Annotated in this window: 21 protein-coding genes and 1 tRNA gene; 19 read left to right on the top strand and 3 right to left on the bottom strand. The window is 40.2% G+C overall.

Going from position 1 to position 19,230, the window contains the following annotated elements; all coding sequences use genetic code 11:
• Positions 1-332: 332 nt before the first annotated feature.
• From rpsF to alr, 9 genes are all read left to right on the top strand, one after another.
• Complete coding sequence (gene rpsF, locus NQT65_RS12065; RefSeq protein WP_004588455.1) at positions 333-674, top strand: 30S ribosomal protein S6; 342 nt, start codon at positions 333-335, stop codon at positions 672-674.
• A gap of 43 nt (positions 675-717) precedes the next feature.
• Positions 718-1,035 (top strand): primosomal replication protein N, encoded by a 318-nt coding sequence (gene priB / locus NQT65_RS12060; protein WP_004588456.1) that lies wholly within the window; start codon positions 718-720, stop codon positions 1,033-1,035.
• Between the two features lie 12 nt (positions 1,036-1,047).
• Positions 1,048-1,275 carry a 30S ribosomal protein S18 gene (rpsR, locus tag NQT65_RS12055; RefSeq protein ID WP_002962753.1) on the top strand — a complete coding sequence of 76 codons (228 nt, stop codon included), beginning with the start codon at positions 1,048-1,050 and terminating at the stop codon, positions 1,273-1,275.
• 35 nt (positions 1,276-1,310) lie between these two features.
• Positions 1,311-1,763, top strand: coding sequence for a 50S ribosomal protein L9 (gene rplI / locus NQT65_RS12050; protein WP_004588457.1), 453 nt, complete (start codon positions 1,311-1,313; stop codon positions 1,761-1,763).
• Positions 1,764-1,973: 210 nt separating this feature from the next.
• The gene (locus NQT65_RS12045) at positions 1,974-2,522 is read left to right on the top strand and encodes an RNA polymerase sigma factor (RefSeq protein WP_004588458.1); all 549 of its coding nucleotides are present in this window, start codon (positions 1,974-1,976) and stop codon (positions 2,520-2,522) included.
• Positions 2,515-2,991 carry a hypothetical protein gene (locus tag NQT65_RS12040; protein WP_096740095.1) on the top strand — a complete coding sequence of 159 codons (477 nt, stop codon included), beginning with the start codon at positions 2,515-2,517 and terminating at the stop codon, positions 2,989-2,991. The genes NQT65_RS12045 and NQT65_RS12040 overlap by 8 nt, the downstream gene beginning before the upstream one ends.
• A gap of 9 nt (positions 2,992-3,000) precedes the next feature.
• A complete protein-coding gene (locus NQT65_RS12035; protein ID WP_126006031.1) occupies positions 3,001-3,939 on the top strand; it encodes a DUF4097 family beta strand repeat-containing protein in 939 nt (312 codons plus the stop codon).
• Between the two features lie 113 nt (positions 3,940-4,052).
• Positions 4,053-5,432 (top strand): replicative DNA helicase, encoded by a 1,380-nt coding sequence (gene dnaB / locus NQT65_RS12030; RefSeq protein WP_126006033.1) that lies wholly within the window; start codon positions 4,053-4,055, stop codon positions 5,430-5,432.
• A complete protein-coding gene (gene alr / locus NQT65_RS12025; RefSeq protein WP_256851266.1) occupies positions 5,432-6,511 on the top strand; it encodes an alanine racemase in 1,080 nt (359 codons plus the stop codon). The genes dnaB and alr overlap by 1 nt, the downstream gene beginning before the upstream one ends.
• 14 nt (positions 6,512-6,525) lie before the next feature.
• Here alr and NQT65_RS12020 read toward each other — a convergent pair whose 3' ends face one another.
• Positions 6,526-6,765: a DUF2960 domain-containing protein gene (locus NQT65_RS12020; protein ID WP_004588463.1), complete on the bottom strand. Its 240-nt coding sequence runs from the start codon at positions 6,763-6,765 to the stop codon at positions 6,526-6,528.
• A 98-nt stretch (positions 6,766-6,863) separates the two neighbouring features.
• On the opposite strand from NQT65_RS12020, the gene NQT65_RS12015 reads away from it, so the two are divergent.
• The 3 genes from NQT65_RS12015 to NQT65_RS12005 are packed head-to-tail and all read left to right on the top strand — an operon-like array spanning position 6,864 to position 8,584.
• Entirely contained in the window at positions 6,864-7,115 is a 252-nt protein-coding gene (locus tag NQT65_RS12015) for a hypothetical protein (protein WP_004588464.1), read from the top strand.
• 41 nt (positions 7,116-7,156) lie between these two features.
• Complete coding sequence (gene pnuC / locus NQT65_RS12010; protein WP_004588465.1) at positions 7,157-7,774, top strand: nicotinamide riboside transporter PnuC; 618 nt, start codon at positions 7,157-7,159, stop codon at positions 7,772-7,774.
• A 3-nt stretch (positions 7,775-7,777) separates the two neighbouring features.
• The gene (locus NQT65_RS12005; RefSeq protein ID WP_256851265.1) at positions 7,778-8,584 is read left to right on the top strand and encodes a phosphotransferase; all 807 of its coding nucleotides are present in this window, start codon (positions 7,778-7,780) and stop codon (positions 8,582-8,584) included.
• On the opposite strand, the gene NQT65_RS12000 is transcribed toward NQT65_RS12005, so the two are convergent.
• On the bottom strand, positions 8,581-8,763 hold the full coding sequence (locus NQT65_RS12000; protein WP_024031630.1) for a hypothetical protein: 183 nt from the start codon (positions 8,761-8,763) through the stop codon (positions 8,581-8,583). The two genes, NQT65_RS12005 and NQT65_RS12000, sit on opposite strands and share 4 nt — an antisense overlap.
• Before the next feature lie 386 nt (positions 8,764-9,149).
• On the opposite strand from NQT65_RS12000, the gene NQT65_RS11995 reads away from it, so the two are divergent.
• From NQT65_RS11995 to NQT65_RS11970, 6 genes are all read left to right on the top strand, one after another.
• A tRNA-Arg gene (locus tag NQT65_RS11995) sits at positions 9,150-9,226 on the top strand.
• A 264-nt stretch (positions 9,227-9,490) separates the two neighbouring features.
• Positions 9,491-10,951, top strand: coding sequence for a PAS domain-containing sensor histidine kinase (locus NQT65_RS20255; RefSeq protein WP_256851264.1), 1,461 nt, complete (start codon positions 9,491-9,493; stop codon positions 10,949-10,951).
• Positions 10,944-11,549 carry a response regulator transcription factor gene (locus NQT65_RS11985; protein ID WP_201780875.1) on the top strand — a complete coding sequence of 202 codons (606 nt, stop codon included), beginning with the start codon at positions 10,944-10,946 and terminating at the stop codon, positions 11,547-11,549. The genes NQT65_RS20255 and NQT65_RS11985 overlap by 8 nt, the downstream gene beginning before the upstream one ends.
• 166 nt (positions 11,550-11,715) lie before the next feature.
• On the top strand, positions 11,716-13,350 hold the full coding sequence (locus tag NQT65_RS11980; protein ID WP_256851263.1) for a methyl-accepting chemotaxis protein: 1,635 nt from the start codon (positions 11,716-11,718) through the stop codon (positions 13,348-13,350).
• Between the two features lie 19 nt (positions 13,351-13,369).
• The gene (locus tag NQT65_RS11975; RefSeq protein ID WP_256851262.1) at positions 13,370-15,976 is read left to right on the top strand and encodes an EAL domain-containing protein; all 2,607 of its coding nucleotides are present in this window, start codon (positions 13,370-13,372) and stop codon (positions 15,974-15,976) included.
• A gap of 140 nt (positions 15,977-16,116) precedes the next feature.
• Positions 16,117-17,343 carry a cyclic di-GMP phosphodiesterase gene (locus NQT65_RS11970; protein WP_256851261.1) on the top strand — a complete coding sequence of 409 codons (1,227 nt, stop codon included), beginning with the start codon at positions 16,117-16,119 and terminating at the stop codon, positions 17,341-17,343.
• Here NQT65_RS11970 and NQT65_RS11965 read toward each other — a convergent pair.
• The gene (locus NQT65_RS11965; protein WP_029772472.1) at positions 17,303-17,626 is read right to left on the bottom strand and encodes a hypothetical protein; all 324 of its coding nucleotides are present in this window, start codon (positions 17,624-17,626) and stop codon (positions 17,303-17,305) included. The genes NQT65_RS11970 and NQT65_RS11965 overlap by 41 nt on opposite strands.
• 281 nt (positions 17,627-17,907) lie before the next feature.
• Here NQT65_RS11965 and NQT65_RS11960 point away from each other — a divergent pair, with 281 nt between their 5' ends.
• On the top strand, positions 17,908-19,176 hold the full coding sequence (locus NQT65_RS11960; RefSeq protein ID WP_126006049.1) for an outer membrane protein transport protein: 1,269 nt from the start codon (positions 17,908-17,910) through the stop codon (positions 19,174-19,176).
• Positions 19,177-19,230: the final 54 nt, after the last annotated feature.

The raw sequence follows: 19,230 nt of genomic DNA, 5'->3' as shown, positions 1-19,230 counted from the left end.
GCACGGCTTTAGGTTTGAGTAAATGTTTATATTTTAGGCGCAAATGGAGGGGGTAAGTAATTAAAAGCTGCGCTTTTTACGCAAGCAAGCTTTACGTCTACACACAAACCCAACGCACTTATCGTAATTCGGCTTGTTGATATAAAGTGAACGCATATTAATATCCCCCTGATAGCTTTAACACTTATCTATCAAAGCTTAAAAAACCTGCTTGCTTAATTATCCATCTAAGCGTAAAATGCGCGCTCATTTCGGCTTTTACACTATTAATTCCTTGCCTTAAACCGACCGGCCGAAACGGTAGAAGGCTCTATTAACCGTAAGGAATATCCATGCGTCATTACGAAATCGTATTCATGGTTCACCCTGATCAGAGTGAGCAAGTATCTGGTATGATCGAACGTTATACTGGTTCTATCACTGAAGCTGGTGGTACTATCCACCGTCTTGAAGACTGGGGCCGTCGTCAACTGGCTTACCCAATCAACAAGCTTCACAAAGCTCATTATGTTCTTATGAACGTTGAAGCACCTACTGAAGTAATCAGCGAGCTAGAAACTACTTTCCGCTACAACGATGCAGTGCTTCGTAACTTAGTTATGCGTACTAAAAATGCAGTAACTGAAGCGTCTCCTCTTGCAAGAGAAGAGAAGAAAGAAGCACCAGCTGCTTAATTGTTTTGAGTCCTAGCATGGCACGTAGTCAGCAGTTAGTGTAATGGTTAGCCCATATATGAATCAGCTGGTTATATCGGGGGTTGTTTGTAAAACACCCAAGTTTAGCCAAAGCCCTGCAGGCATACCGCATTGTATTTTTGTTGTAGAACATAAATCGATGCAAACCGAAGCAGATCTTAACCGTAATAGTTACGTTAGGCTTCAGGTTGTTGCCAGTGGTAAGCAAATGCAACAACAGACTCAACATTTGCACGTTGGGCAGGCATTGCAAGTGAGTGGTTTTTTAAATCGCCACGAAGGTCGTAACGGCCTTAGCCAATTGGTTTTGCATGCTCAGCATATAGAAAGAATTATTTGAGGAATTAATCTCATGGCACGTTATTTCAGACGTCGTAAGTTCTGCCGCTTTAAAGCGGAAGGCGTACAACAAATCGATTACAAAGATCTAGCTACTCTTAGAAACTATGTTACAGAAAGTGGCAAAATCGTACCTAGCCGTATTACAGGTACTAGCGCTAAATACCAGCGCCAGCTAGCAACTGCTATTAAGCGTGCTCGCTACTTAGCCCTTCTTCCATACACTGACTTACATAAGTAAGCAGCGGATTAACAGTTTTTAAAAGGTGTAGAAACATGCAAGTTATTCTACTAGATAAGATCGCTAACCTAGGTGGCCTAGGTGACCAGGTTGTTGTTAAATCTGGCTTCGCACGTAACTTCCTTTTCCCGCAAGGTAAGGCAGTTCCTGCAACTAAAGCAAACATTGAAACGTTTGATGCTCGTCGCGCAGACTTAGAAGCGAAAATCGCTGAACAGTTAACTGCAGCACAAGCACGCGCTGACAAACTAGAAGCATTAGCAGAAGTTACTTTAGTATCTAAAGCTGGTGACGAAGGTAAGCTATTCGGTTCAATCGGTACTCGTGACATCGCTGACGCTATCTCAGCTGTTGGTGTTGAAGTTGCTAAATCAGAAGTTCGTTTACCTCACGGTACTATCCGTGAAACTGGCGAATTCGACGTTGCAATCGCAGTACACTCAGACGTAACAGCTACTATTAAAGTAATCGTTATTGCTGAAGCTTAATTTTTAATTAAGCCCAAAAAGCCGTGCTTTTAGCGCGGCTTTTTTGTATCTAAAATTCCTCTTTAATACCCATCTAATCGCTCTATATAAAATTATTTAACTATTTTTATTATTAGTTTAAACCTTTCTTGTCTGTCTTTGCGTCTTAGTAATCAATACACTCATTAATACACGTTTTTAAATAAAAATAATTAAAAGGCGACATCACGGATGTTACACACAAAACCCGAGCACACGCCCCTATGCGACCTTGCACTCATTGAGCGTGTTAAAGCGGGGGATCAAAATGCCTATAAGGCATTATATGAGCTGCATATAAAGCGTGTTTACGGTTTATGTTTGCGCTTATTGGCCGATGAAGCGCACGCTGAAGATGCCGCCCAAGAGGTGTTTGTGCAGGTGTGGCATAAAATAGCGCAGTTTGACGGGCGCTCACAATTTTCTACTTGGCTATATAGCGTAGCAAGCAACATTGCGATTAGTTATGTACGCAAGCACAAAAGCTGGTTAAACAAAGTTGTGAGCATAGAACAAAGCGGTATGGATGAGCAAAGCGCGCAAAGTTGTAAGGGATTAAACGGGTTAGATAAATTAATTGTTCGCCTACCAGAGCGCGCCCGCATGGTGTTTGTTTTATATGCTATTGAAGGCTACCGCCACGAAGAAATAGCCCAGCAATTGGGAATGGCAGTGGGGTCGAGTAAGTCGCAATATCATCGTGCAAGGCAGTTATTACAAGAGTGGTACGAGTATGAGTAAACAAAATTTTGATGACTACTTAAACGAGTCTTTAAACAATTTAAATAAAGACATAGCGCCCAATAAAGCACTTTGGCAGGGCATTGAGCACGCCATAGTGACAGCTAAGCCACCTGCTGTTAAAGCGCCATTATGGCCTAAATTGAGCGCTATTGCTGCGTGCAGTGCAGCGGCGTTATTAGCAATAAATATATTTATGAGCAATAACGAGCCAAGCCAAGTGGCTGCTATGAGCGATTATTTTAAAGCGCAAAAGCAAAGTTTATTAGTGCAGTACAAAAACCAAGATGCACTTACCAATAACTGGCAAGCACAGTTACAAGAGCTTGAAGAAGCAGAGCAAGCAATTAAACAGGCACTTGAAAACGAGCCACAAAATCAGGCATTACTGACCATGTTGGCGCAAGTTTACCAGCAACAACTCGACTTAATTAACAAGGTGCATGCACCGCGTTGGCAGCAAATATAGGGGAATAACATGAAAGCAATTTTACTTGGGCTAAGCCTATTACCACTGAGCGTTTTAGCGGGCGAAAAAATAGATAAGCAAATAGAGGTACCAAGCGGCGGCACTATTTTTATTGAAAACCAACGTGGCGATGTAAACATAACCGGCTGGGATAAAAACGAATTTAAAGTCTCCGGCGAGCTGGATGACAAGGCCGAAGGGTTTGAGCTTAAAACGACAGGCGATAAAACCGAATTTATAGTAAAAATGCCACGCAATTTGGGATGGGGTAACAATGGAGATGGCTCTAACTTAACGGTATTTATGCCAAAAAGTAGTCGCTTAGAATTTGCTGGCGTAAATGTGTCAGTGACTGCAAAAACACTTAAAAAAGGCGCTGAGGTTGATGTTGTTAATGGTGAAATTACGGTAAATGACATTAGCGGCACTGTTAAATTAAGCACCGTAAATGGCGATGTAAACGCACAGAACTTAAGCGGCAATATTCAATTTGAAACCGTAAACGGTGAAATAAACGATAAGCAATCAAGCGGAGAGCTGCGTTTTAGTGCCGTAAATGGCGATATTAAATCAAGCACAACCGCAAACGACGTACGATTAGAAAACGTAAATGGCGATATCGATTTTACATTATCGAGCATAAAAAGCTTACGTATTAATACTGTAAACGGCGAAGCTGAAATACACATCAGCGAGCTGCTAAAAGGGGCTGATGTTCGCTATGAGTCGGTAAGTGGTGATGCTGATTTTTACTTCCCGCAAAGCGTGTCGGCTCAGTTTGAGATTAAAGCTCATGCCAATGGTAAAATTATTAATAAAGTAACCCGCGATAAAGTGACTAAAGCTAAATACGGCCCTTCTAGTGATTTAGAGTTTAGCGCAAATGGTGGCAGCGCAAGTGTTGAAATGGATACTATAAGCGGGCGCATTGAGCTGCGAACTAAATAACGCTAATTAGCGTTGATGATTACAAAAAGCAGGAAAAGATTTCCTGCTTTGCTATTTGCACAGCCCCGCCAAGTCGATAGAATAGAGCCATTCAATTTTAGTACTGTGAAGTTATGGCCAAACCAGATAAGCAAGTCGATACCCTTAAAGTTCCTCCCCATTCAATAGAAGCTGAACAATCTGTTTTAGGTGGCTTAATGCTTGATAACCAAGCTTTTGACCGCGTAGCAGAGCTGGTTGTTGCGCAGGACTTTTATACCCGCACCCATAAGCTTATTTTTGAAGCCATGACCGCGCTTGCCGAAATTGGCGATCCGATAGATTTAATTACAATTTCAGAAAGCCTTGAAAAAAATAATCAACTTGCTGGTATTGGTGGTTTTGCTTACTTAGCTGAAATAGCTAAAAACACCCCAAGTGCTGCCAATATCGATGCATACGCCAATATTGTGCGTGAGCGCGCGGTAGTACGCGAAATGATTGGCGTAGCTAATGAAATAGCCGAAGCTGGTTTTAACCCAGAAGGGCGCACCAGCCACGACTTATTAGACTTTGCCGAGAGTAAGGTATTTAAAATTGCTGAGCAACGTACAAAAAGTACCGAAGGCCCGCAAAGCATTCATAACATTCTTGAAAAAACCGTTGATAAAATAGAAGAGCTATACCAGTCGCCGCAAGACGGTGTAACCGGTGTAAGCACTGGGTATGCTGATTTAGATAAAATGACAGCAGGTATGCAGCCTTCTGATTTAATTATTGTTGCAGCACGTCCGTCGATGGGTAAAACCACCTTTGCGATGAACCTTGCTGAGCACGCCGCAATGACGCAAGACAAGCCTGTGCTTATTTACTCATTAGAGATGCCCTCTGAACAAATTATGATGAGGATGTTGGCATCACTTGGTCGTATTAACCAAACTAAGGTACGTACTGGCCAGCTAGATGATGACGATTGGGCACGCCTTTCATCAACTATGGGGCTGTTGATGGAAAAAGGCAAAATGTATGTTGATGATGCATCGGGGCTTACACCTACCGATGTGCGTTCACGTGCAAGACGTATAGCGCGCGACCACGGTGGTATTAGTATGATCATGGTCGATTACCTTCAGTTAATGCGCGTACCTAGTTTATCAGATAATCGTACTTTAGAGATTGCCGAAATATCGCGTTCATTAAAAGCGCTCGCTAAAGAGTTACAGTGCCCGGTTATTGCGCTTTCGCAGCTAAACCGTACGCTAGAGCAACGTGCCGATAAACGCCCAATTAACTCAGATTTACGTGAGTCGGGTTCGATAGAGCAAGATGCCGATTTAATCATGTTTATATACCGTGATGAGGTATACAACGAAGACAGCACTGAAAAAGGCATCGCCGAAATTATCATAGGTAAACAGCGTAACGGCCCAATTGGTAAAGTGCGCTTAACCTTCCAAGGGCAATTTTCTCGCTTTGATAATTACGCGGGGCCAGCAGTTGATGATGAATACTAATGCGCCTAGCCACTGCCGAAATTAACCTAACCGCCCTTGCGCATAACTTATCGCAGGTAAAACGTTTTGCGCCAAATAGCAAAATAATGGCGGTATTAAAAGCCAATGCGTATGGGCATGGTTTAGTAAAAATTGCCCAGCACTTAAATAGTGCTGATGCATTTGCTGTTGCCCGAATTGATGAAGCCCTCGCACTGCGCGCCGGTGGTTTAACAAAGCCAATAGTACTGCTTGAGGGTTTTTTTAATAAAGCCGACTTACCTATTTTATTGGCTAATAATTTTCAAACTATTGTGCACGACGAAAACCAGCTTGCAGCAATAGAAAATGCCACCTTAGATGCGCCAATTACTTGCTGGCTAAAAATAAACACCGGCATGCACCGTTTAGGCATAGCACCGGAGCAGTTTGACGCATTTTATAGTCGCTTGCAGAGCACACCCAATGCTAAAAGCACCATTAATTTGATGACCCATTTTTCGTGTGCCGATGATACGCACAATACTAAAACGGCGCAGCAAATTAGTTTATTTGATACGCTTGTAAAGGGCATAGACCAAGCGCATTGTTTATCAAACTCGGCCGGTATTATAGCTTGGCCTGCAGGACACGGTGATTGGATACGCCCAGGACTTATGCTTTATGGGGTGTCGCCAATGACAAACTGCACAGGGCAAGAACACAATTTAAAGCCGGTCATGCGTTTAACCACAAAGGTGATTGCAGTGCGTGATGTTGCCGCACATGAGCGAGTAGGGTATGGAGGCCGTTGGCAAAGTGATAAACCGACCCAATTAGCGGTAGTGGCTATGGGTTATGGCGATGGCTATCCGCGTCATGCCAAAGAAGGCACACCGGTTATGATCGCAGGGCAGCGTTACGGTATTGTAGGCAGTGTGTCTATGGATATGATAAGCATTGATATAGGCGCAAACGAGCACAATGTTAAAGTAGGCGACAGCGTTACAATGTGGGGGCCGGAGCTTCCGGTTGAAGAAATAGCCCACTGCGCCGATACTATCCCTTACGAATTACTGTGTAATATTACACCGCGCGTAAGTTACGAGTACCAGCGATAGTTAATAAGTGATATTTATTCTTTAATAAAGTAAATATCACTAAAGCCCATACGGGCAAATTCTTGGTCACGAAAGTTACGTACAGCCGAAGAGCCTTTTGAGGTCATTTCTATTTGGCGTACCATGTTTAAGTAGTTGGTTAAATCAATACCTTCGGCAGCGGCAATAGCTTGATACATGTCGTGGTATTTGTCTTTTGCGAAGTTAATTTCGCGCGGTTGGTTTTTAAATGTATAGGTTATTCTGCGTGCCATAATAAGCTCAGCTAATTGAGTGTGAGTGTAATTTTACACTGTATTGAACTGGCATTGAACGATTTGTTGAAATCAAATAATTAAAAGTAGAGTTTAAAATGAAATTATCAGTAGAGATCAGTAAATACCCACTTCATCAAGATTACATCCCGTTTATTAAGGGCTTTATTGACCGTTTAAATGAATACGACAACTTAAAAGTGATCACCAATACGCTTTCTACACAAATTTTTGGCGATTACGATTTAGTAATGCAAGTGCTAAACACCGAAATTAAACGCTCGTACGAAGAGTTTGGTAAGGCTATTTTTGTTTGTAAGTTTTTATCTGGCGATTTATCTCCAGAGTAATCGCCTTTATTTAACGTGTATTAAAAACGGTAACCGCACACATGGATTTTTTAACACAAACCTTAAGTGGTTTTACAGCAATGTCGCATTGGGAATATATTGCGGTAGGGTTGTCTATTGCTTATTTGTTACTGGCAATAAAAGAGAGCCTATGGTGCTGGCCTGCCGCTTTTTTTAGCACGCTTATTTACACCATAATGTACTGGAATGGCGCGCTGCTTATGGAGTCGCTACTTAATTTTTATTACATGTACATGGCTGTATTTGGCTGGATGGTATGGCGCAAAGGCAAAGCAGATAATATTAGTATTACCTCATGGTCTACACAACGCCACGCCATTCTTATAGGCGCTACGAGCTTAGCGGCCATTATTATTGGCTATGTAATGCAAAACTACACCCACGCCGATTTTGCCTACCTAGATAGCTTTACAACCTGTTTTGCGGTGGTAACCACGTATTTAGTTGCTAAAAAAGTACTCGAAAATTGGCTGTATTGGATTGTTATTGATGCGGCCTCAATGTATTTGTATTACGAAAAAGGCTATTACCCAACGCTCGCGCTATTTATTTTTTACACTATTATGGCCGCGTGGGGATTTAAAACCTGGTACGAAGAGTACGAGCAAAGCCAAGCTAAGCCATTAGCGCAATTATAACGCATGCATCGTAATCCAAATATTGCCGCGTTATGTAGTGAGTTTGTGGCACCTGAACACGTGCTACAAACCACTAAATTAGTGAATGGTTTAAGTAACGACAATTACCTAATAAAAACCGCACAGCAAAACTACTTATTAAAATGCTACAAATCACATTGGCCTAAAATAGGGCTACAAGCCCAAACTGCACTTGGCCAACATAACGTTTGCCCTAAACCCATTTGGCTCGATAAGGCTAACAGGCGAGCTGCATTTCGCTATATTTGTGGTGATATTGCTACTAATAATTACAGTATTGACCTAATTGAGAAGTTGGCACGCGTTCATAGTTACCCTCTAGCTACACAGCCAATGGATATTGCAAAAGAGCTTGTGTATTACGCTAATAGCAACATATATCAACAGCACAGCCGCTTAATTGAAGATACGCTAAGCGCCATTAATGACATGCCCTACAACAGTGGCTTTTGTCATAACGATTTAGTTAAAGATAACCTAATAGTAAATTCAAGAGGCATGTATTTAATTGACTTTGAATATGCGCAAACAAACGACGTGTATTTTGATTTAGCGGCACTTGCGGTTAGCTTAGAGCTAAATGCGCACGCAGAGCACACTTTGCTTGAGCAATATAGCGCCCAGCAAGCAATACCCAGTGAGTTTTATTGCGCTTATGACAAGCTACGCTACTTTAAAGTGGTGTTTTTGGTGTTGTGTATAGGGTGGTATGAGCAGCGCGACATAAATAATAAGGCAAGCACATTACGCGCGCAGCTAAATAAGTTATTAAACGAGATAAAAGATTAAAGCCCGCCAAAACGCGCGGCAAGCTCTTTGTACTTTGCTACTTCGTCAGCATCAAATTGGGGTTCACCGTTTTCATCTTCAGACTTGGCAATAAGCAAGCTCTCACGAGCAAGGCGTTTTACCCGCTCGGCTTTTACACCTAAAAACTCAGCCACTTGCTCAGTCGACATTAAACTCATAATTACATCCTCTATATAATCCGTAAGCATTCAGAACATGTTGCCAAACGGTTACTATTTTTTTATCGAATACCAATAAATAGCTTGTTTTTGGCAAGTTGTGAAGTGTTTTATCAAAAACAGTTTGATTTATAGGCATATAACTCAATGATGCTGGTATTTATTTAAAGATCTCTTTATTATTGCCAGTGCTAAAGCATTGATATCGCGAGTTAGTGTTTTGGCAACAAATGTGCTTATGTGGTGAAATGGATATCACGTGGTCCACCTTGTGGTGAGCTATATAAAACAAGCGCAGTAATAGTGAGCTTATAATGCATTTTTGTAAGTTCACATTACAACTTAAGGTAATTATCCTCTAACTCATTAGTAGTTATGATTATTGGCCGCCCGTAGCTCAGCTGGATAGAGCGCACCCCTCCGGAGGGTGAGGCCAGAGGTTCGAATCCTCTCGGGCGGGCCATTTTACAAATCACTTCAATATTATTTATCTTCCATACCTTACACCGAAAAAGCCCCCTTGAGGAAATATGCGCTTAAATGCATATTTTTGTATTAATATATAATAATTATTCATATACTTGTAACAAATGTAATTTACTCTTGGATGTTAGACTAAAACTCATAACGTTTTGGCTGTGTTTTATTCTAAAGTGATGCTCATTAGCTTTTGAATCATAGGGATATTTTTTATTCATTTATTAACCTATGTTTTGGCGGCCTATTCGTGTATACAATTTTTAATATTTATTGGATTAACTCTGTAAAACCTGTAATTACAGCCTCAGTATTGATTGCTGTTATTTTGGCAATATTTTTTGTCGATACATTTTGCTCAACTAATATCTCTATTCCTGTCTTTTATATTGTTGTTATAATTTTTTACTCTAATAAAGAATCGCTACAGCGAGTATATGGCTTAAGTGCAGCCTGTATGCTGCTAACCGTTTTAGCCTTCTTACTTGGCCATTATAACAACATATGGTCTATCGAATTTGCCCACTGCTTTGTTAACCTAGTTGCTATTATTAGCACCACCTTTTTGATCAGAAAAAACAAATTAAAAAGTGAAAAGCTACGCTACAGCGAAGAGCTTTTAACGCAAACTCAAGAGCTGAGCAAAACAGGCAGTATTCGCTTCGATTCCCCAACAAAACAAGTTACTTGGTCACATGAAACGGCCCGTATTTTTGATTATGATTTAACTAAACAGCCAACGTTGGCATGTATTTATCGACGAGTACATCGTGCAGATATAGTTAATTTAAAAGAAGCGTTAACTGAATTTAGTGATGAATCATCCCTTGTTTCTGTGCAATTTAGGCTAATGCTTTCAAATCATAAAATTAAATATGTTTGTATGCTGTTAAAAAGGGTACCCCTTGGCGATACAAGGGCTGTATACATTGGCGCAATTCAAGATATTACAAAGTTTAAGTTAAATGAATTTGCTAAAACCAAAGCCCAGTCTGATCTGGCTCATGCAAACCGTGTAAGTGTGCTTGGAGAGCTGACTACTACGCTCGCCCATGATATTAATCAGCCGCTCTCAGCAATTACTATAAATAGCGAAGCTGCAGGGCGCTGGCTTGCGCAAAGCCCGATAAACACGCACGAAATAAAACAAAATTTACTTGGAATTAATAAAGGGGCTCAAAAGGCCAGTGACATTATTCAGTGCATTTATGCACTTGCTAAAAAATCACCTATCGATAAAACCTTAGTGCCAATTAATAGTATATTTAGCGAATCATTTGCCCTTATGGATGGGTTAATTAATAAAACAGATGTGGCAATTGATTATCAAGGGAACTCGGCTGATTGCGCTTTATTTGCTAATAAAGTGGCTCTTCAGCAAGTGATAATTAACCTCTTACTTAATAGTATTCAGGCGTTTAAACATGACCAAGCAGATAAAAAAATTAGTATTACGGTACAAATAAATGGCCCAAATATAGAGATAACAATGAAAGATAATGGGCCTGGTTTTAAAAGTGATAGTGCGTCAAAATTTTTTAATGCGTTTTACACAACCAAAAAAAATGGCATGGGAATGGGGCTTACTATCTGCAGCACTATTATTAAAGATCATAACGGGAGCATTAAAATTAGTAACAATCCAACAGGGGGAGCATGTGTCATATTAAGCCTAAAGGCTCAATGTGATGGGGGAGAAGTATATGAATAAGCCTTTAGTAATAGTGATTGATGATGAGCAAGCAATTCGTGAGGCTATAGGCAGCCTTGTGCGCTCTGTAGGATTGGACTTTTGCGGCTATGGTTCTATTCACGATTTTAATGCCACTGTAGATCAAACTCGCCCTAGTTGCCTAATTTTAGATGTGAGAGTTAATTTGGATAATGGGCTAGATTTTCAAAATAACTTAAAGCAATTAGGCTTACAAATCCCCATTATTTTTATAACGGGTTATGGCGATATTGCTATGTCGGTTAAGGCAATGAAAGCCGGTGCTATCGACTTTTTAACTAAGCCTTTTAGAGAGCAAGATTTACTTGATGCAATAATGCAAGGCCTACAAAAAAGCCAATCGCATCTAAAGCTGCTGCAATTACAACAAAAATATAAGCAGTTAAGTATGCGAGAACGAGAAGTAATGAGTATGGCTGTAAGTGGTTTACTTAATAAACAAATTGCATCTGAGCTTAATTTAAGCCTAATAACAGTAAAAATTCACCGTGCGAATGCGTCTAAAAAAATGCAAGCCAGTTCATTTGCCGAATTAGTAAGAATGAACGAAATGTTACTTTCTTCGATGAATGGTTAATGAATAAATGCCTAATAAAACACCTCATTAACTTTAGGATCAATCACCCTATACCAAGGTATAGGCAGTACATACGCACGTACAGATACAGTAACATTTGAGTACAATTTTCATTATAAAGTTTACAGCGTAGCATTGCGCACAATTTAAACTACTGTGAAATATAATGGATATTAGAAAAGTAAGCATCGCAAAACGAGCTGTATTATTTTGCGCATTTTTAACATTAGTATCATGCCTAATTGGTAGCGGTGCTTTTTTTGTTTTATCTAAAGTTAACTCTATAACGAACACCATTAATGAGTATTGGGTGCCAGGCCTTATACAAGCGCAAGAGCTAAGTAATGATATTGCGAGTATTCGCTTAGAAGGTCAGCGCATTCGTGCCACAGAGCTCTCTTCAGTGATTGCCACGAGTAAACAAATTATTGTGCAAAACGAAGCAAATATTACAACCACCTTATTTACTTTAAAAAATGCACATAATGATCCAGAAAAAACCGCAATAGCTAATCAGCTCAGTACTGCGGTTAATACTTATTTTCAAAGCCTAAATGAGCTTATTGGCAAAATAGAAAACAACTCGCTAAGCCAGCAGCGCTCAATAGAGCTCAATAAAGAGCTGGCTGTTAAAGGCAGTGAGCTATACCGCCACTTAGGCGCGCTTATTAAATATAATGAAGTGGGCGTGAGCAAAGCAACTCGCTCTGCGGATCAAACATTTAATAACGCAATCATAATTCTTGTTGCTGTTATTTTAGCCGCTGTGATAATTAATATATTGATGGGAATGTTATTTATTCGCAGTATTGTTACTCCACTAAATCAGGCTGTAATACTGTTAAATAGCATTTCACAGGGCAATTTAAATAACCAAATTGAAATTAACGAAGCACATAATGACGAAACCAGTTTGCTTTTTCATAGCATGCGCACTATGCAGCATAACTTATCAAGCATGGTTGAAAAAATTACTTTAAGCTCACAAAACCTGTCCTCAGCTGCATTTCAAATTAATGAAGTGATGGCGCAAAGTAATAATGATTTACGCTCGCAAAGTGAGCAAATTGATCAGTCTTCAGAATCAATTTCGCAAATGAATATTGCGATTGACGAAGTTTCGCATAATGCCAGTGTCACCTCGGCGTTATCGCAATCATCCGATCAAGATGCGCAGCAAGCAAAGGCTAATTTAGATGAGTCAATGCGTGCAATTTCTGAGTTAGTAAATGAAGTACTAGCCGTATCTAGCAGCACCAGCTCACTCGAAAAAAGCACAGATGAAATAGCCAGTGTTTTGGTCGTTATTCAAAGTATTGCCGATCAAACCAACTTACTTGCACTTAATGCCGCAATTGAAGCTGCTCGTGCAGGAGACTATGGCCGCGGTTTTTCTGTTGTTGCAGAAGAAGTGAGATCGCTTGCTCATCGTACGCAAGAGTCTACTAAAGAGATTGAGTCGTTAATTAGTAACATTCAACACCATACCAAAAACACCGTGGAGTCTTTAAAAGAAAGCTCGCAAAAAGCAGGCTATACCCTCACTCAATCTGAGCAAGTAAGCACCTCACTTGAGAAAGTAACGCGGGCAATTAGTGAGATAAACGGTAAAAATATTGTGATTGCTACAGCCACAGAACAACAAGCTATGGCAACGAAAGAGCTCAACCGAAATATAGACAATGTAAAAGAGTTATCTACCTCTACGGCCAGTGGCGCAAATCAGACATTTGTTGCTACGCAGGAACTTAATAATTTAGCGGCAGATCTTAATGATGCTGTGATGAGCTTTAAAATTTAACTGTTAAGGTTATAAATACATGAATAGCATTATTGGTGTTGAGCTAGATAAAACTAAACCTAAGCTAAATATAAAGTCGTTTTTAGTTAATAAAACCTTTAAGTGGGCAAGCTTTTGGGGCGGGACATTACTGTTACTTTGCTGCTTTTTGTACATGAGTTATACGCAAATTCAAAAGCACACCATAGCGCAACAGTACAATCTTAATTTAGCATTAGAGTCACGTATTTATGATGGCCTTATTTTTCCGCGTTTAAGCTCGCTAAGAAAAATAGATCAGTTTATAAATCAGCAGGTGATTTTACAAAAGCAAGAAGTGTTCGCTTATAACCAGTCGCTGCAATACTCTCTGGCAAATATAAATGTATACAACGCGTTAGGCGATATTGTCCTTGGGGCAGAGCACGTAGAGCTTGAAAGCTTTATTAAAGTAAAACCGCCTTTGCGTGAAACGTTATACGCAGATCAAGGCAATAACTCTCTGCATATTATTATTCCTACACAAAGAAGTGGCGAGTTGTCGGGCTGGGTCTCTACACAAATGCCACTGGATGCAATTACTGCACTTTTTGCCTCTATAGATGTGGGTAAGCATGGCATATTAGCTATACGTTTAGATAATACTTATAGTGATTTAATCCATTACCCACGCCTTTTACCTAGCTCTGAGCAAAACTACCCTAAGCTATTAGATAGCATGGTGAGTACGTCAAACTCAGGCACCTTAAAAAGTGCTGATTACTACGATAAAAAGAACCGTTTATATAACTATAAGCGCATAGGCGACACCGCCCTTTACCTAGTCACCGGCTTAGCAGTAAAAGATTACTTAGCCGAGTGGATTATTTATGTATACATAGCCATTGGCCTAAGTGGCGCTATGTTGTTTTTAGTTTATTGGTTTAATAACAAGTTAGGGTTATCGGTAAAGCGAGAATACACCGCACTAGAAAGTTTAAAACTACACGAGATACAAACCAAATTATTGCTCGATAGCATAGGCCAACCAATTATTATTGTGAATTTAGACGGGGGATGTCGCTATTTAAATAAAGCGGCTTATAAACTCACGGCTATAGCTCAAGATGTGGTTGATGCAAATTACACGCTAAACGAGTTGTTTGGTCATAACGCGACATTTATACCTAGCTTGCTTGATAACATAAATAGTGCAAAAGAGTTCTCGGCTGAGCTATTAGAGTACACGAATGATCACGGCCATACCTTTTCGTTAGAAATTAGAGCGTATCCAAACTTACAAGAGCAAAAGCTGCTTGGCGCATTTATTAGTGTTCATGATATATCTGAAAAGAAAGCCGCAGCCGAAAAACTAGCTTATATGGCGATGCATGACCCGTTAACAGGTTTAATTAACCGCTGGAAGTTAACAGAAGAGTTTGATAAAGCTGTTGCTAAGGCAAGTTACACGCACCAGGAAGTTGTGCTCATTTTACTTGATTTAGACAACTTTAAAGCGATTAACGACTCATTAGGGCATGGCGCAGGCGATTTAGTGTTAGTTGAAGTGGCAAAACGTTTGCAGCAATTTAATAATGAAAGCCATTTTATATCGCGTTTAGGGGGAGATGAATTTTTACTATTGGCCAATACTCAAGGGCTTGCTCAGCTAAATATTTTATTAAAAGAAATGCTATTTTTGTTTAATACCGCATTTGTAATTGACGACTACCAAGTTGTTATTACGCCTTCTATTGGCGTTGCGCGTTATCCAGAGCATGGAACAAGCTTTGAAGAAATGCTAAAAGCGGCTGATGTTGCGCTTTATGATGCAAAAGACAGTGGTAAAAATGCATATAGTTTTTACGCACCGCATATGGGTGAAGAAGGGGTTCGTAAGCTTTATGTGCAAACACAATTAAGGCAAGCATTTGAGCAGCAAGATCTTTATTTAGACTACCAACCACAGTTTGATATAAATAGTCGTAAAGTTGTTGGTGTGGAAGCCTTATTACGCTGGAAGCATGCAGATCTTGGGCAAGTTTCACCTGCTGAATTTATACCGGCAGCAGAGCGAAGTGGCTTGATTATTCCTATTACGCAGTGGATTTTAAACCAAACATGCGAGCAAGCCGCAAAGTGGGAAGCGCAATATAGTCAAAAAATTGTATTAGCTATTAACTGCTCTGCGCATCACTTTACACAGGGCTGCCTTGTAAGTGATGTAAAGAGTGCGTTGTCTGAGTCGGGGTTAAGCCCTGAACTACTCGAGCTTGAAGTGACCGAATCGGCATTATTAGAATCATCAGAAAAAGTAACAACTATTATTTCTGCTCTAAAAGAGCTTGGTGTTAAATTTGCGATAGATGACTTTGGTACCGGTTACTCTAATATGGCTTACTTAAAGCAATTTGCCGCTGACAAATTAAAAATTGATCGTTCGTTTATCTCTAAACTTGATAGTAAAAGTGATGTTTCTATCTTAGAGGCCATTATAACGCTTGCTCATAATTTTAATTTAATAGCGATTGCAGAGGGCGTTGAAATGGAAAGCGAACTCAAAACTTTACAAGATAATGGCTGCAACCAAGTACAAGGGTTTTTATTGTCAAAGCCTATATCGAGCGATTCAATACATAGTATGTTGGCAACACAATGTAATGCTTAATACTTAATATAAAATAACTAGGTTTGTACTTTTTAGTATGGTTCTAGTTATTTATTATTTGCTAAATCTCAAAAAGTAGACTTTTAGGGTTAAACAATGCTATTTAGTAGGCATATTCAATTGTAGAAAACGCTTCTGCCATGCTCATCGCGTTACCCATTTCAGAGCTCACCCCAGGTATGTTTGTTGACAGTGTTACCAAACAGCATGAAGGGCTCAACAGTATAAAAATAAAAACCAGTGGCTTAGTGCGAAACCAGGCAATTATAAAACGCTTAGTAACCGAAGGCGTTTTAGAGCTGCTTATCGACTTTACCAAAGGCGATGCCGCCATACCCGATAAGTACAAACCTAAGAGTGCGCCCTCACAAAAGAGCACTACATCAAGCAGTAAAACAAAGCCACCCGCTGTAAAACCTGCGATTACCCTTGAGCAAGAATTTGCCAAAGCTAGCATCAACTTTGAGCAGCATAATCGCAAGCTGCAAGCTTTGTATGGTGATGTAACCACAGGGCTGTCGGTTAATTTAAAGGTGATTGATGAAATGGCTAACGATATAGTCAGCTCGGTATTTAGAAATACCAGCGCAATGACCATTTTAACCCGCATAAAAGACAAACATAGCTACAATTGGCGCCACATGATTAACTGCGCTATTTTCACCGCCGTATTTGCTAAATATTTAGGATACAAAGAAGAAGCCGTGCAGCAGCTTGCTATGGGCGCGTTACTTCACGATTTAGGCCAAGCTAAACTCCCGCAGGGGATTATTTCTAGGCCAAGTAAACTCACTAGCAGCGAAATGGATATTATTAAACGCCATGTGGCTCAAGGTTTAGGTTTGGTTAAAGGTGAAAAAGGCATTACCCCCCTAATACTCGACATGATAGTTAACCACCATGAACGATTAGATGGTTCAGGCTATCCGCGTGGTATTACAGCTGAAAAGCTTAGCCGCCCAGCGCGCATTATGGCAATTGTTGATGTGTACGATGCGCTAACAGCCGATAGACCGCATCAAGAAGGGGATGAACCCATTAATGCGCTGCGTTATTTGTTGGCTAACAAAGAGCTATTTGATGCAGAGCTAGTACAGCACTTTATTAAATGTTTAGGTGTGCACCCAGTAGGCACTATTGTTAAATTAACTAATGAGCGATTAGCTCTCGTGCTCGAGGGCAATAAATCAAATCCCATCAAGCCTAAAGTTAAGCTATTTTATAATGCTAAGCATGGGCACCACGTCACCCCTAAAGACTTAGACTTAAATGAACCTGATCAAAGTATTAAAATAGTGTCGAGTATCAAGCCACTAGACTATCAAATTAATTTGGCTCGTTTGTTAAAAGAGCACTTGTTGAATTAGCTTTTTTACAGCGTTTAAGTTTTTCGCGTTTAGCAGAAATATAAGCGCCTAAAAAACAACTCGCCATTAACGTTAGCCATAATAATGTTCCTTGCTGTACATGCAGTGCAATACAGCAAAAAGCTAACGACACTAATGCATTTAGCATGGCCCCTAACCAGTAATGGTTTACGGGGTTATCGCATTGGCCGGCTTGTGTACAGGCACAATAGTTTGCTTTATAAAAACAAAACACACTGGCGCCACAAAAAATGAGCCCTGCAATAATAAGTAAAATGATCACCTATTTGCTTCCTTTGTGATTTTGTAATGAGTTTAAAATGCAGGGAATTACAAGTCAATCTAAATGATAATTAATTACAGTTAGAGTATAAGCTCTAATAACACATTTCTGCTCCGATGAGTTTTAAATAGTTGTTAAAATGTAGTTAAAAAACGTGTTTTTTGGTGTTTTTTGTCGCTTTGTTACAGTTTTTTATAAAAAATTAAGGTAGTGTAGCCAAGTTTAAAATCCTAATAACAACACATAGATACCCAAACGCTTGTTTGGTTAAGGACACAACAATGAAATTTTCTAAAACTCTAATCGCAGCTTCGCTTGCGTTAGTATCTGCAGATACATTTGCTGCTGCGTTTCAGTTAGCTGAGCAAAACGCATCAGGCCTTGGCCGCGCATACGCCGGTGAAGCATCTATTGCAGATGATGCGTCTGTTGTTGCTCGCAACCCAGCATTAATGACTTTATTTAAAGATAAGCAATTAAGTGTTGCAGCAATCGGTGTAGTACCAGATGTAAGCATTGAAGGTGAGTCTACTAACAACGGTATAGACCCAAGTGCGTTAGATGACGATAGCATTGCGCCAAGCGCAGTGGTACCTGCCGCTTACTTTACTATGCCGTATAACGATAAAGTATCAGTAGGTTTTGGTGCGTTTTCTAATTTTGGTTTATCTACAGAATTTAACGATGACTACGTAGCGGGCCAAATTGCAGGCGAGACAGAAATTTTGACCGTTAACTTTAATGCAAGCGTTGCATACAAAGTAACAGAGCAATTTAGTTTTGGTATTGGCTTAAACTACATTTATGCAGATGCAACGGTAATTCGTAAAGTAGGCGCTAATACAAGCGGCTTTGATTTTGGTGCTGATGCAGTAAACCTTCAAGGTGACGACACAGGCCTAGGTTTAAACGTTGGCTTAATGTACCAACTAGACGAAAATAGCCGTTTTGGTTTCAACTACCGCAGCGAAACAGACATCACATTTGAAGGTGATTTCTCAAACGACCTACCAGTAGCAGCAGGCGGCACCGGTGGTGCACAACTACCAGGTTCTGTAGAGCTAACGTTACCTGCTATTGCTGAGTTTTCTGGTTCTCACCAGTTAGATGAAAAACTAGGCTTACACTACAGCGTATTATGGACAGGTTGGAGTAGCTTTGAGTCACTAGAAGCACAAGTAACTGCACCAACAGGCGACAAGTTTGTTGCTTTTGAAAAGCAAGAGCAGTTTGACGATGCATTCCGTTACTCTATCGGTGCTGATTACCAATACAACGAAGACTTACTTCTTCGTGCAGGTGTAGCGTTTGATGAGTCGCCAGTATCACAAACTCACCTGTCTATCTCTATTCCAGATACTGACCGTTTTTGGTTCTCGTTTGGTGGTAACTACGCAATCGATACTCAATCAAATGTTGATTTAGGTGTAAGTGTTGTTCGTGGTAAAACACAGAACTTTACTGAAACTGATGATTCAGGCAGCCAATGGGGCTTTGAGTCAAAAGGCCATGCTGTTGTAATAGGCGCTCAGTACAACTACAAATTTTAATGTAGTTGTGCCTTGTGGTTAATCGCAGGGCACAAAAAAGCCGCTCACTTTAAC

Origin of the sequence: Pseudoalteromonas agarivorans, from assembly GCF_024518735.1 — a bacterium.
Lineage (GTDB): Bacteria > Pseudomonadota > Gammaproteobacteria > Enterobacterales > Alteromonadaceae > Pseudoalteromonas > Pseudoalteromonas atlantica.
The sequence above is the reverse complement of the archived record's forward strand: the minus strand, read 5'-3'. Positions and strand labels throughout refer to the sequence as shown.